Annotated in this window: 12 protein-coding genes and 1 pseudogene; 4 read left to right on the plus strand and 9 right to left on the minus strand. The window is 59.7% G+C overall.

Annotated elements, in window-relative coordinates; translation table 11 throughout:
- Nucleotides 1-42: 42 nt before the first annotated feature.
- From hda to AC1RKH_RS21025, 3 genes are all read right to left on the minus strand, one after another.
- Nucleotides 43-747, minus strand: a complete 705-nt coding sequence (gene hda, locus AC1RKH_RS21015; RefSeq protein WP_008033543.1) for a DnaA regulatory inactivator Hda — start codon at nt 745-747, stop codon at nt 43-45.
- Nucleotides 748-980: 233 nt separating this feature from the next.
- Nucleotides 981-2,051, minus strand: coding sequence for an AI-2E family transporter (locus tag AC1RKH_RS21020; RefSeq protein ID WP_123426836.1), 1,071 nt, complete (start codon nt 2,049-2,051; stop codon nt 981-983).
- A 35-nt stretch (nt 2,052-2,086) separates the two neighbouring features.
- Nucleotides 2,087-3,142, minus strand: a complete 1,056-nt coding sequence (locus tag AC1RKH_RS21025; protein WP_493063047.1) for a DUF2066 domain-containing protein — start codon at nt 3,140-3,142, stop codon at nt 2,087-2,089.
- A gap of 385 nt (nt 3,143-3,527) precedes the next feature.
- Here AC1RKH_RS21025 and purM point away from each other — a divergent pair, with 385 nt between their 5' ends.
- The 4 genes from purM (at nt 3,528) to AC1RKH_RS21045 (ending at nt 6,455) form a co-directional block, all read left to right on the plus strand.
- Entirely contained in the window at nt 3,528-4,586 is a 1,059-nt protein-coding gene (gene purM, locus AC1RKH_RS21030; RefSeq protein WP_123426834.1) for a phosphoribosylformylglycinamidine cyclo-ligase, read from the plus strand.
- On the plus strand, nt 4,586-5,236 hold the full coding sequence (gene purN / locus AC1RKH_RS21035) for a phosphoribosylglycinamide formyltransferase (RefSeq protein WP_493063048.1): 651 nt from the start codon (nt 4,586-4,588) through the stop codon (nt 5,234-5,236). The genes purM and purN overlap by 1 nt, the downstream gene beginning before the upstream one ends.
- A gap of 8 nt (nt 5,237-5,244) precedes the next feature.
- The gene (locus AC1RKH_RS21040; protein WP_123426833.1) at nt 5,245-5,958 is read left to right on the plus strand and encodes a DUF3108 domain-containing protein; all 714 of its coding nucleotides are present in this window, start codon (nt 5,245-5,247) and stop codon (nt 5,956-5,958) included.
- 308 nt (nt 5,959-6,266) lie between these two features.
- Entirely contained in the window at nt 6,267-6,455 is a 189-nt protein-coding gene (locus AC1RKH_RS21045; RefSeq protein ID WP_493063049.1) for a hypothetical protein, read from the plus strand.
- Nucleotides 6,456-6,522: 67 nt separating this feature from the next.
- On the opposite strand, the gene AC1RKH_RS21050 is transcribed toward AC1RKH_RS21045, so the two are convergent.
- From AC1RKH_RS21050 to AC1RKH_RS21075, 6 genes and pseudogenes are all read right to left on the minus strand, one after another.
- On the minus strand, nt 6,523-7,062 hold the full coding sequence (locus tag AC1RKH_RS21050) for a DUF2058 domain-containing protein (protein ID WP_123580192.1): 540 nt from the start codon (nt 7,060-7,062) through the stop codon (nt 6,523-6,525).
- Between the two features lie 25 nt (nt 7,063-7,087).
- Nucleotides 7,088-7,921 (minus strand): nucleoside triphosphate pyrophosphohydrolase, encoded by an 834-nt coding sequence (gene mazG, locus AC1RKH_RS21055; protein WP_493063050.1) that lies wholly within the window; start codon nt 7,919-7,921, stop codon nt 7,088-7,090.
- Nucleotides 7,922-8,075: 154 nt separating this feature from the next.
- Nucleotides 8,076-10,319 carry a GTP diphosphokinase gene (relA, locus tag AC1RKH_RS21060; RefSeq protein ID WP_493063051.1) on the minus strand — a complete coding sequence of 748 codons (2,244 nt, stop codon included), beginning with the start codon at nt 10,317-10,319 and terminating at the stop codon, nt 8,076-8,078.
- 123 nt (nt 10,320-10,442) lie between these two features.
- On the minus strand, nt 10,443-11,795 hold the full coding sequence (gene rlmD, locus AC1RKH_RS21065; protein ID WP_493063052.1) for a 23S rRNA (uracil(1939)-C(5))-methyltransferase RlmD: 1,353 nt from the start codon (nt 11,793-11,795) through the stop codon (nt 10,443-10,445).
- Nucleotides 11,795-12,697, minus strand: coding sequence for a cysteine synthase CysM (gene cysM / locus AC1RKH_RS21070; protein ID WP_123426827.1), 903 nt, complete (start codon nt 12,695-12,697; stop codon nt 11,795-11,797). Before cysM ends, rlmD begins: the two co-directional genes overlap by 1 nt.
- A gap of 167 nt (nt 12,698-12,864) precedes the next feature.
- Nucleotides 12,865-13,650 (minus strand): annotated as a pseudogene (locus tag AC1RKH_RS21075) (sensor histidine kinase); the annotation flags it as partial.
- Nucleotides 13,651-13,661: the final 11 nt, after the last annotated feature.

Here is a 13,661-nt window from a genome sequence, read left to right on the forward strand (position 1 = left end):
CTGACGTCTGAAACATGCCGAAACGCGCTGCAGGCCGCAGTTTTACCAGCCCAGGGTTTCTTTGAGGAAGGGGATCGTCAGCTTGCGCTGAGCCTGCAAAGAGGCCTGATCGAGGCGTTCAAGCAGCTCGAACAAAGCGCTCATGCTGCGAGTACCGCGAGTCAAAATAAAATGCCCGACTTCGTCGGTCAGGTGCAGACCGCGACGCGACGCGCGCAATTGCAATGCTCGCAACTTGTCTTCATCGGACAGGGGCCGCATCTGAAAAATCAGCGCCAGGGTCAAGCGGGATTTGAGGTCAGCGAGTTTTACCGGCAACTCGCGTGGCGAGGTTGAAGCGGCGATCAGCAGGCGCCGACCACTGTCACGCAGGCGATTGAACAGGTGGAACAACGCCTCTTCCCAATCAGCCCGCCCCGCCACTGCCTGCAAGTCATCCAGGCAGACCAGTTCGTACTGTTCAAGGTTGTCGAGGATCTCGATACCGCGATCCAGCAACTCGGCCAACGGCAGGTACACCGCCGGCTCCCCCAACTGCTCAAAGCGCAAGCACGCGGCTTGCAGCAAATGCGTACGCCCTACGCCGTCCTTGCCCCAGAGATAGATCAGGCTTTCGGTCCAGCCGGCGTCGGCTTCGCACAGCCGCTCGACATAGCCGAGTGCAGCGGCATTGGCGCCGGGGTAGTAGTTGATAAAGGTAGCGTCATCACGCAGACGCACACCTAGGGGCAGCTGAATCGGTTTCATGCTGACTGAACAGTTCCAAACGAACCGTTAGTGGCCTCTGTGTAAAGTTTGCAAAGTTTATACCCGTGACGCCGGCCGCACAATGCAGCAGACCATAAGCAAAATCAAAGGTTTGCGTTAACTTGCGGGTATCGGCGAGGTTCGTTTGACGGCGTATGTGACAGCCAGGAGTGCTCTACAGGCCTGCCCGGCAACGCGCCGGGCAACCTTGAGCGCTTAATCGACGGCGCTGATCAATCAGAATCTTCCGCACCGCTGTACATTCCAGAATCCTTATACAAATCATGCACATGGCGCACCAGCACCATAATCACCGCAGCCACCGGCAATGCCAGCAAGATCCCGGTAAAGCCAAACAACTCACCGCCCGCCAGGATCGCAAAGATCACCGCCACCGGATGCAGACCAATTCGGTCTCCTACCAACAACGGCGTCAGCACCATGCCTTCCAATGCCTGACCGACCATGAACACCGCGACAATCCCGATCATCGGATACAGATCGCCACCAAACTGAAACAACCCGGCGATCAATGCCGCGCCGATCCCGATCACAAACCCCATGTACGGCACGATCGCTGCCAGACCGGCAATCAAGCCAATCAACAGCCCCAGCTCCAACCCGACCAGCATCAGACCGGCCGCGTAGATCACACCCAACGCCAGCATCACCAGCAACTGCCCACGAACAAATGCGCCAAGCACCTCGTGACACTCGTCCGCCAGCGATACCACTTGCTCTTCGCGATTACGTGGCAACAGGCTGCGCAGCTTCGCCATCATCAGGTCCCAGTCGCGCAACAGGTAAAAGCTCACCACCGGGATCAGCACCAGATTGGCCAGCCAGCCGATCAACGCCAGACCCGACGCCGTGGCGTGGCTGAGCACAATACCGACGATGTCCGTGGTCTGCCCCATATGCTCGCTGATCGCGGCCTTGACCTTGTCGAACTTCCAGAAGCCGTCCGCCAACCCGAGTTTCGACTGCGCCCAAGGCATCGCCGTGTGCTGCAACCAGTCGAGCATCTGTGGCGCCAGTTCATACAAGCGAAACAGCTGTTTTGCGAGCATCGGCACCAACACCAGCAGCAGTGTCATGACGACCAAGGTGAACAGCGCGAACACCGCGACCACCCCCCAGGTGCGCGACAGGCCGAGTTTCTCCAGGCGATCCACCAGCGGGTCGAACAGATAGGCCAGCAACAACGCCACCAGGAACGGCGTGAGGATCGGATGCAACAGGTAGACAAACGCGCACAGCAGGGCCACCCCACCAAGCCAAACCCAACGCCGTGTATCGGCCATGAACCACTCCTGCTTCTATATAAGGAAAGAAAAACCTACCAGCGAAAACTCAGCTGCGCTTTTGGCGCGGGCGCCGGGGCGACCGCAGGTGTCGAACCGCCAACCGCAGGCTGAACCGGCGCAGGCGCAGGCGCAGCACCCGCTGACACCTCTTGCAACTTCGCCAGACTCAACTGCGCTCGCAGTTGATCGGCACTGCCGTTGACTCGATACACGATCCGGTCACCCTCGACACTTTGCAGGCGCGCACCAAACGGCTCCAGCAAATGCCCTAGCGCTGCGTAACGCTCCAGGTTCATGCCTTGCACCTCAAGCAGCTGTTCAGTGGACGCCCCCGGCCTGGCAACAAAACGCGGCGCCAGACGCTGACTCACTGCCAGCAATACCGCATCGGCCAAGGCCGCGGTGTCAGCCCCTTGCGCACTGCCTTGCTCACGCTGGTCACCCAGCCACAAATGCCACTTGGCCTGCCACTGACCACCCTCTTCATGCGCATGCACGGCCAGCAAGGCATCCGCACCGTAGCGTTCGGAAATCCCATGCAACGGCGCCGGATCGTTGCCTTCAAGATGCGGCGCGGTGGCGACGATCTGCTCGTTCAGGTCACCCAGCGGCAAACGCAATGGCAGACCGCGATGCTGAGCCGCACGCCGCAACGGCGCGGCACTGGCCTGACCGTCGCCAACCAGACTTGAGCCTTCAGTCGAATCGTTCAGCCACCAACCGAGAATCGACGGTCTATTGGCACCCCACAAGGCGAGCCCGGCCTGACGCAGCGCCCGATCGGTACTCACCGGGTCGAAGTCGACTTGCAGGCTTTCCGGCGGTCCGGCGTCGTAGCCATATCGGCTGATAATCTGCTGCGGGTCCTTGCGAATCGCCGCCAACCCCGGGTTTTGTGCTGCCTTGGCGTCACCGGTCAGGCGCAGTACCAGGGTTTCCAGCGCACGCTGGGTAGCCTGATCGCGCTCTTCCGGGGCCTGACTGCTGACCGGCTCGCGCACTTGATAGAGACCGTTAACGGTTTGGGCATGACCCGCCAGGCTGACCAACGACAAACAGCCTGCAAACAGAAATTTACACAAACGCATAGAGGATTCCCGACGACAAAAAGCGGCTGGAACAGACCGCATGAACAGACTTGAGCAAGGCTGTGACCACCGGCCTGCGCAAAACATTCACGTGATCGATGGAAGTTTTCACCCTGTCATAACGATAGCCGGTTAACGGCTATACCTTATACAGCCACGAGCGACGTCACCAGCATGGGCATTTTCGGTTTTTTTAACGCGATATGCCCCTGCCCGTCGGCCCGAGGATGGCCGCTGCCCCTCAAGCCTGATAAAATCGCGCGCCTTCGTAGACCGGCAACGGCTGGGAACTCTGAAATGCTTGCGCGGCAATTGCGCCACACGTATTTCAGCGTACTCGCCGAACTCGGTCGTTACCCCTGAATCCCCCCTAAAGGCCTGGATCATGAGCAAGCAACCCTCCCTGAGCTACAAGGACGCCGGTGTAGACATCGACGCCGGTGAAGCATTGGTCGAACGCATCAAGAGCGTCGCCAAGCGCACTGCGCGCCCGGAAGTCATGGGCGGCCTGGGCGGTTTCGGCGCCCTCTGCGAAATCCCGGCTGGCTACAAGCAGCCTGTGCTGGTTTCCGGCACCGACGGCGTCGGCACCAAACTGCGCCTGGCTCTGAACCTGAACAAGCACGACAGCATCGGCATCGACCTGGTTGCCATGTGCGTCAACGATCTGGTGGTCTGCGGTGCCGAGCCGTTGTTCTTCCTCGACTACTACGCCACCGGCAAACTGAACGTCGACACCGCAGCCCAAGTGGTTACCGGCATCGGTGCTGGCTGCGAACTGTCCGGCTGCTCGCTGGTTGGCGGCGAAACCGCTGAAATGCCTGGCATGTACGAAGGCGAAGACTACGATCTGGCCGGCTTCTGCGTGGGCGTGGTCGAGAAATCGGAAATCATCGACGGTTCGAAAGTCGCTGCTGGCGATGCCCTGCTCGCCCTGCCGTCTTCCGGCCCGCACTCCAACGGCTACTCGCTGATCCGCAAGATCATCGAAGTGTCCGGTGCAGACATCGAAAACATCCAGCTCGACGGCAAGCCGCTGACCGAACTGCTGATGGCGCCGACCCGTATCTACGTCAAGCCGTTGCTCAAGCTGATCAAAGACACTGGTGCCGTCAAGGCCATGGCCCACATCACCGGTGGCGGCCTGCTCGATAACATTCCGCGCGTTCTGCCAAAAGGCGCTCAGGCCGTGGTTGACGTAGCGAGCTGGACCCGTCCGGCGGTGTTCGACTGGCTGCAAGAGAAAGGCAACGTCGACGAAACCGAAATGCACCGCGTGCTGAACTGCGGCGTCGGCATGGTTATCTGCGTTGGCCAGGAACACGTTGAAGCTGCACTGAACGTACTGCGTGAAGCCGGCGAGCAGCCTTGGGTCATCGGTCAGATCGCTACCGCTGCCGAAGGCGCGGCTCAGGTTGAACTGAAGAACCTCAAGGCTCACTGATGTCCAAGACCTGTGATGTCGTGGTGCTGTTGTCCGGCACCGGCAGTAACTTGCAGGCCCTGATCGACAGCACGCGGACCGGCGACAGCCCGGTCCGCATTGCTGCGGTGATTTCCAACCGCGCCGACGCCTACGGCCTGCAACGCGCCAGAGACGCGGGTATCGACACCCGCACCCTGGATCACAAGACTTTCGAAGGTCGCGAGGCCTTCGATGCCGCCTTGATCGAATTGATCGACGCCTTCCAACCCAAGCTTGTGGTACTGGCCGGATTCATGCGTATTCTCAGCGCTGATTTCGTCCGTCACTATCAGGGTCGCCTGCTCAATATCCATCCTTCGCTGCTACCCAAATACAAAGGGTTACACACTCATCAGCGAGCGCTGGAAGCTGGCGACACTGAACATGGCTGCAGCGTGCACTTCGTCACCGAGGAACTCGATGGCGGACCACTGGTCGTACAGGCAGTAATACCGGTAGAGTTGCACGATACGCCGCAGAGTCTGGCGCAACGGGTTCACACCCGCGAACACCAGATTTACCCGATGGCCGTACGCTGGTTTGCCGAGGGCCGACTGAGCCTTGGCGAGCAGGGTGCTTTACTGGATGGTCAGTTACTCGCGGCCAGCGGTCACTTGATTCGAAACTAGGAGATTTTATGCGTCGCGCCCTGCTCTTCGCTTGTGCTCTGTTCGCCCTGCCCCTCGCGCAGGCGGCAGATCTTCAACCGTTCTCCGCCAGCTACACCGCCGACTGGAAGCAGCTTCCGATGAGCGGCTCGGCCGAACGCAGCCTGTCGAAAAATGCCAACGGCTCCTGGACCTTGAATTTCAAGGCCTCCATGCTGGTTGCCAGCCTGACCGAGGAAAGCACCCTGAAGCTGGACAAGGACGCCTTGCTGCCCCAGTCCTATCGCTTCGAACGCGGCGGCCTGGGTAAAGCCAAGAAGGTCAATCTGGACTTCGACTGGACCACCAAGATGGTCACCGGTACCGATCGCGGTGATCCGGTCAAGGTACCGCTCAACACCGGCATGCTGGACAAGTCCACTTACCAACTGGCCTTGCAGCGCGATGTAGCAGCCGGCAAAAAAAGCATGAGCTATCAAGTGGTCGAAGGTGAAGACACAGACACCTACGATTTCCGCGTGATCGGCCCAGAGAAAGTCCAGACCAAGGCCGGCTCGGTCGATGCGATCAAGGTCGAACGTGTCCGCGACCCGACACAGAACAAGCGCATCACCGAAATGTGGTTCGCCAAGGATTGGGGCTACATCCTGGTAGCCCTGCGTCAGGTCGAGACCGACGGCAAGGAGTACAACATCATGCTCCAGGACGGTACGGTCGACGGCAAGGCTGTCAAAGGCAGCTAAGCAGATCGAAATGAAGAAGCCTCGCGAATGCGGGGCTTTTTTTCGCCTTGAAATTGGTCGTGACCCACAAAGATCGCAGCCTTCGGCAGCTCCTACGTGAGCGATCCCTTGATCTCAAAACATGAATCTTTTGTCATGAAACTCAACACCCTGCGACCGAATGTCACGGCCTGCTAGGGCTGCGGGATTTTTTCAATTTCTGCAAAAGATCATTACCGACCGCAGGCATTTACTTAGCAAGCTATCAAAATATATAACAAAGGCCTGCACACGCCTTGCTGCAGATCAATTGAGATTGGAGCCAGCAGATGACTGTAAAAGTAACTGAACGCGACGATTCACATAAATCCCACGAAGGCGTAGCCGCCGGTATCCGGATCTGGGACGTACATCAACAAGACATGCTGGTGGGAATGTTCCACTCCGAGAGTGATGCCCACAGCTATAAGGCCGAACTGGAAAATCTGGAACAGCAACGAGACGCCCGTTCCGTGTAATGACAGCATTGAAAACAACAAACCCCGCCAATGAGCGGGGTTTGTCGTTGTTGCAACCTCTAAAGGCTTACCACATCAGATCGTCAGGGATCTGATAGGCCGCGTACGGATCGTCCGCATCGACTTCTTCGGTCTGGGTGTTCAGTTGCACAATGCGCTGTGGATCGCGCTCCTGGATCTTCAGTGCCGCCTCACGAGGAATCACTTCGTAGCCGCCAGCGTGATGCACGATCGCCAGGGAGCCGCTGCTGAGCTTGTTGCGCATCAGGGTGTTGACGGAGATGCGCTTGACCTTCTTGTCGTCAACGAAGTTGTAGTAGTCCTCGGTGGTCAGCTTCGGCAGGCGCGAGACTTCGATCAATTGCTTGACCTGAGCGGCGCGGGCCTTCTGCTCGGCCTTTTCCTGCTGCTGGCGATTGAGCTCCTGGTCGCGCTTGACCTTCTCGGCCATGGCCTCCTGGGCCGCGCGCTGCTGGGAGTCATCGAGTTCGATCTGACCTTTATGGGCCAGACGTTGCTGCTTCTGTTTTTCTTTGCCGACCTGTTTGGCCTGCTTTTGGTTGACCAGCCCTGCTTTGAGCAACTGGTCGCGAAGGGAAAGGCTCATGGTGCTTACTCACTTAGGCAACAGCTCAGCCGCAGCTGGGCAAATTCTTTTCCTGACGTTTGGCTTCGCCCCACAAGGCGTCCAACTCTTCGAGGGTGCAATCTTCTATGGGACGACCGGTATCGCGCAATGCCTGTTCGATAAATCGGAAGCGTCTTTCAAACTTGCTGTTGGCGCCGCGCAATGCGGTTTCCGGATCGACCTTCAGGTGACGCGCCAGGTTGACCACGGAAAACAGCAGATCGCCGACCTCATCACTGATGGCCGCCGAGTCGTTATCCGCCATGGCTTCGAGCACTTCATCGAGCTCTTCGCGAACCTTATCGAGTACCGGCAACGCATCCGGCCAGTCGAAACCCACCTGCCCCGCACGCTTTTGCAGCTTGGCCGAACGGGACAATGCAGGCAGCGCCGCTGGCACATCATCCAGCAAGGACAACTGTTCAGGCGCCTGGGACTTCTCGGCCCGTTCCTCGGCCTTGATCTCTTCCCAACGTTGTTTGACCTGCTCCTCACTGAGCCGCGGGATATCCAGCGGCGCGTACAGATCACCGGTCGGGAATACGTGGGGGTGACGACGAATCAGTTTGCGGGTGATGCTGTCGACCACCCCAATGAACTCGAAACGCCCCTCCTCCCGCGCCAGTTGGCTGTAATACACCACCTGAAACAGCAGATCGCCCAACTCACCCTGCAAATGCTCGAAGTCGCCGCGCTCGATGGCGTCGGCCACCTCGTACGCTTCTTCCAGGGTGTGCGGAACGATGGTCTGGTACGTTTGCTTGATATCCCACGGGCAGCCGAACTGCGGATCCCGCAGCCGGCTCATCAGGTGAAGCAAGTCTTCAAGTGAATACATCTATCAATCTCTTCACAAAACCCATGTGGGAGCGAGCTTGCTCGCGATAGGGCCGGCACATCCAGCATAACTGTTGACTGGACAACCGCCATCGTCGGATCGCCGCCCGGAGCAAGCTCGCTCCCACATAAAGCAGCCCCCACATTGATCACCGTCACGGGGTGCGGTTACGCCGGGTTTCGATGATATTCGGCAACTGGGAAATACGCCCCAACAACCGCCCCAAGGCGTCCAGGCCCGGAATCTCGATGGTCAGGGACATCAACGCGGTGTTGTCCTCTTTGTTCGAGCGGGTGTTGACCGCCAGCACGTTGATCCGCTCGTTGAGCAGCACTTGCGAAACGTCACGCAGCAAACCGGAACGGTCGTAGGCACGAATGATGATGTCCACCGGATAGGTGAGCACCGGCACCGGCCCCCAGCTGACCTGGATGATCCGCTCAGGCTCGCGCCCGGCCAGTTGCAGCACCGAGGCGCAGTCCTGACGGTGAATGCTGACACCACGGCCCTGGGTGATGTAACCGACGATCGCGTCGCCCGGCAACGGCTGGCAGCAGCCGGCCATCTGGGTCATCAGGTTGCCGACGCCCTGGATCTGGATGTCGCCGCGCTTGCCTGGCTTGTAGCCGGTGGCTTTGCGCGGAATCAGCTCCAGCTGTTCGTTGCCGCGTTCCGGCTCGACCAGTTGCTGTGCCAGGTTGACCAGTTGCGCCAGGCGTAAATCGCCGGCACCCAATGCGGCAAACATGTCCTCGGCGGTTTTCATGTTGGCCTTGTCGGCCAGCTTTTCGAAATCCACCTGCGGCAGACCGAGGCGATTGAGTTCGCGTTCGAGCAGGGTTTTGCCGGCTGCGACGTTCTGGTCGCGCGCCTGCAATTTGAACCAGTGAACGATTTTCGCCCGTGCCCGCGAGGTGGTGATGTAGCCCAGGTTCGGGTTCAGCCAGTCGCGGCTCGGCGTGCCGTGTTTGCTGGTGATGATCTCGACCTGCTCACCGGTTTGCAGGCTGTAGTTGAGCGGGACGATACGTCCGTTGATCTTCGCACCACGGCAGTTGTGACCGATTTCGGTGTGTACGCGGTAGGCGAAGTCCAGCGGTGTCGCGCCTTTTGGCAAGTCGATGGCGTGACCGTCGGGGGTGAAGATGTACACCCGATCCGGTTCGATATCGACCCGCAGCTGTTCCGCCAGACCACCGATATCGCCCAGCTCTTCGTGCCACTCGAGCACCTGACGCAGCCAGGAGATTTTCTCTTCGTAGTGATTGGAACCGGATTTGACGTCGGTGCCCTTGTAGCGCCAGTGCGCGCAAACGCCCAGCTCGGCCTCTTCGTGCATCGCGTGGGTGCGGATCTGCACTTCCAGCACCTTGCCTTCAGGACCGATGACCGCGGTGTGCAACGAGCGATAGCCGTTCTCTTTCGGGTTGGCGATGTAGTCGTCGAATTCTTTCGGGATATGCCGCCACAAGGTGTGGACGATGCCCAGCGCGGTGTAGCAATCGCGCATTTCCGGTACCAGCACGCGCACCGCACGCACGTCGTAGATCTGGCTGAATTCCAGACCCTTGCGCTGCATTTTGCGCCAGATCGAATAGATGTGTTTGGCCCGGCCGCTGATGTCGGCATCGACGCCGGTGGCCTGCAATTCGCTCTGCAACTGGTTCATTACATCGCTGATGAAGCGCTCGCGATCAAGGCGCCGCTCGTGCAGCAACTTGGCGATCTGCTTGTACTGGTCCGGCTCCAGGTAACGGAAGGACAAGTCCTCCAGTTCCCATTTGATATGACCGATGCCGAGACGGTGAGCCAGCGGTGCGTAGATATCGAAGACTTCCCGGGCGACCCGGTTGCGTTTTTCGTCATCGGCGGTTTTCACCGCACGGATCGCGCAGGTGCGCTCGGCCAGTTTGATCAGCGCGACGCGGACGTCGTCGACCATGGCCACGAGCATCTTGCGCAGGTTTTCCACCTGGCCCTGAGTGCCCAGCACCAACGACTGGCGCGGGCTCAGACTGGCACTGATCGCGGCCATGCGCTGCACGCCATCGATCAGTTTGGCGACCACCGGACCGAAGCGCTGGCTGACGGCCGGCAGCTGGATATGACCTTCGCGTACGCCACGGTAAAGAATCGCCGCGACCAGCGAATCCTGATCGAGCTTGAGGTCGGCGAGAATCTCCGCGATCTCAAGGCCTGTACGAAAACACGACGTACCTTCGGACCAGAGATTCTTCGCCGCATTGTCTTGCTGTTCGGCCTGACGAGCGAACTCGCAGGCTTCTTTCAAGGCTTCGCGATCCAGTGCCGGATCGACACTGACCGCATGATCGAGCCAAGCCTCGAGATTGATACTGCCGTCGGTATTGATCGGCTGGTGTGCTCTCACCTGTACCATCTTGCTTACCTTCCCTACGACGCAGATTCAATGCGTCAAATCGCTGACCTTCGTTGCCCATGCGCCCTCGCTGGGCTGACGCGGCTGATGCATGGGCGGTCTAGTCGGACCAGACGAGCCATCCTAGCTCGCTTCAAATAACGCCATGGCCTCGACATGTGCCGTCTGAGGAAACATATCGAGGATCCCGGCACGTTTTAACCGGTAGCCCTGCTTGATCAATTCGACCGTGTCGCGGGCCAAAGTTGCCGGGTTGCACGACACATAAACCAAGCGCTTGGCGCCCAGCGATGCGAGTCTGCGCACCACCTCGAAAGCACCGTCGCGCGGTGGGTCCAAGAGTACCGCAGAAAAGCCCTCGCTGGCCCATTTGGCATCAGCCAAAGGCTGGGATAAATCGGCCTGAAAAAACTTCGCGTTATGCAGATTGTTGCTAGCGGCATTCGCAGCGGCGCGCTCGACCATGGTCTGCACGCCCTCCACCGCCACCACTTCACGGACCTTCTGCGCCAGCGGCAAGGCAAAGTTACCCAAGCCGCAGAACAGATCGAGCACGCGCTCGTCAGCCGCAGGCTTTAGCCATTCCAGTGCCTGAGCGACCATCGCTTCGTTGACCCCGGCGTTCACCTGAATGAAGTCGCCCGGGCGATACGCCAGTTCAAGATTCCATTGCTCAAGTCGGTAACCCAACGCCTGATCGGCATCGACCGGTTGCGGCTCGCCTTCGCCATGCAGCCACAATTGGGCGTCATGGAATGCGCAGAATTCCTTGAGGATGCTCAGATCACTTTCAGACAGTGGCGCCATGTGCCGCAGCAACAGTGCCAGGGATGAACCGGCGAACAATTCCACATGACCCAACGCCTGAGGCTTGCTCAACCGCCGAAGCATTTCCGGCAAGCGGCTCATGATCGGCTGCAAGGGCTGTACCAGCACCGGGCAATCATCGATGCCGACGATGTCCTGGCTGCCGGCGGCGCGAAAGCCAACTTCGAGCTTTTTCGTCTTCACGTCCCAGCGCACGGCGACCCGGGCACGACGTCGGTAGGCGAATTCAGGACCGCTTAACGGTGCGGCCCACTGCTCGGGCTCGACACCGGCCACCCGCGACAATTGCTCAGCGAGCATGCGCTGTTTCAGGGCGAGTTGTTCGTTGTGGGGCAGATGCTGCACGCTGCAACCACCGCAGCGCCCGGCATGGGCGCACGGCGCCGGGCGACGCAATTGATTGGCGACGAAGACGCGTTCGGTGCGCGCCTCGACGACTTTGCCGTGAGCGCCCAGCACTCGCGCCTCGACTTCTTCGCCGGCCAAAGCGCCGATGACGAACCAGGTACGACCTTCGAAAAATGCGATACCGCGACCGTCATTGGCCAGGCGCTCGATGGTCAAGCGCTGCTTTTTGCCGGTCGGGACTTGCGGGGCTTTGCTGCCGCCAGTGGGTTGGAAGCGCAGGCCTCTCTCTTGCTTGGCCATCAGTTGGGCGCGTCGAAAATGCCGGTCGACAAATAACGGTCGCCGCGGTCACAAATGATCGCGACCATCACCGCATTTTCAACTTCTTTGGACAGGCGCAGCATCGCTGCCACCGCGCCACCCGAGGACACGCCACAGAAGATACCTTCTTCGCGCGCCAGACGACGGGTCACGTCTTCGGCTTCGCTTTGGGCCATGTCGACGATTCGGTCAACCCGATCGGCTTGATAGATCTTTGGCAGGTATTCCTGCGGCCAGCGACGGATACCCGGAATCGCCGAGCCTTCCATCGGCTGCAAACCAACGATCTGCACGGCCGGATTCTGTTCTTTCAGGTAACGCGAGACACCCATGATGGTGCCCGTGGTGCCCATGGAGCTGATGAAATGGGTGATGCTGCCCTGGGTCTGACGCCAGATTTCCGGGCCGGTACCGGTGTAGTGCGCCTGCGGGTTATCGCCGTTGGCAAACTGATCGAGCACCTTGCCACGGCCGTCGGCCTGCATCCGTTCGGCGAGGTCGCGAGCACCTTCCATGCCCTCTTCCTGGCTGACCAGAATCAGCTCGGCGCCATAAGCGGTCATCGCGGCCTTGCGTTCGGCACTGGAGTTGTCGGGCATGATCAGGATCATCTTGTAACCCTTGATCGCCGCGGCCATGGCCAGGGCAATCCCGGTATTGCCGGAGGTCGCCTCGATCAGCGTATCGCCGGCATGGATCTGCCCACGCAACTCGGCACGGGTAATCATCGACAGCGCCGGACGGTCCTTGACCGAACCCGCCGGGTTATTACCCTCGAGCTTGAGCAGCAGGGTGTTGCTGGTGGCGCCAGGCAGGCGCTGCAAACGAACCAGCGGAGTGTTGCCGACGCAATCGGCGATGGTTGGGTACTGCAAGGTCATGGCGTATTCGCAATCCAGACTGCGGGGGCGCCCATCATACCGGCAAACGCGCGCAGGCCATATCACGCAAAGTATGGGGCTTATGGCTTATGGGAATAAGCGCTGGTTTTGTGGTGATTTATAGATTGCCATCGCGAGCAAGCTCGCTCCCACAAGGTCCGCGCTGTTCACACTTTTTGCGGTTGGAACCGTATCAATGTGGGAGCGAGCTTGCTCGCGATGGCGTCGTCACTGACGCCATCAAGATCAGCCAGCAACCGCATATTCAGCCGCAACCCCGCCCCGGCATTCTCCGCCCACAAGCGTCCGCCCTGACGCTGCACCGCGTTGCGCGCGATGCTCAGGCCCAGGCCAAATCCGCCATTGCCGGGGCGTGAGCCGTCGAGTCGGGTGAACGGGTCGAAGATACGTTCCAGGTCGCATTCGTCGACACCGCCACCCCGGTCTTCGAGCCACAAGTGCCAATAGTCACCGTCGCGCCGGCCGTCGAGGCGCACCCAGCCGCCGGTCGGAGAATGACGAATGGCATTGCGCAGGATGTTTTCCAGCGCCTGGGCCAGGGTATTCAGATTGCCGCGAACCCAGCACGAAGCATCCACCGCGCAGTGCAGTTGCTCGGCAGGCCAGCCGCTTTCATAGCAGGCGTTTTCCGTGAGCATTTCCCAAAGGGCCTGAATCTGGATCGCCTCATCCGGTAATGACGAGCGTTCCGTGTCGAGCCAGGCCAGTTGCAGGGTGTCCTCCAGCAGCCGCTGCATAGCATCGACTTCGCGACCGATTCGCTCGCGCAGTTGCAGCAGGTCCTCTTCGCTTTCACTGGCCACCCGCAGACGGCTTAACGGTGTGCGCAGTTCATGAGACAAGTCGCGTAGCAGTTGCTGCTGCAACGCCACGGAGCCTTGCAGGCGTTCGGATGTTTGATCGAAGGCGCGGGTCTGTTCACCCACGCTGTTCAACGGTACCA

Source organism: Pseudomonas sp. GW822-FHT06B12 (assembly GCF_058799675.1).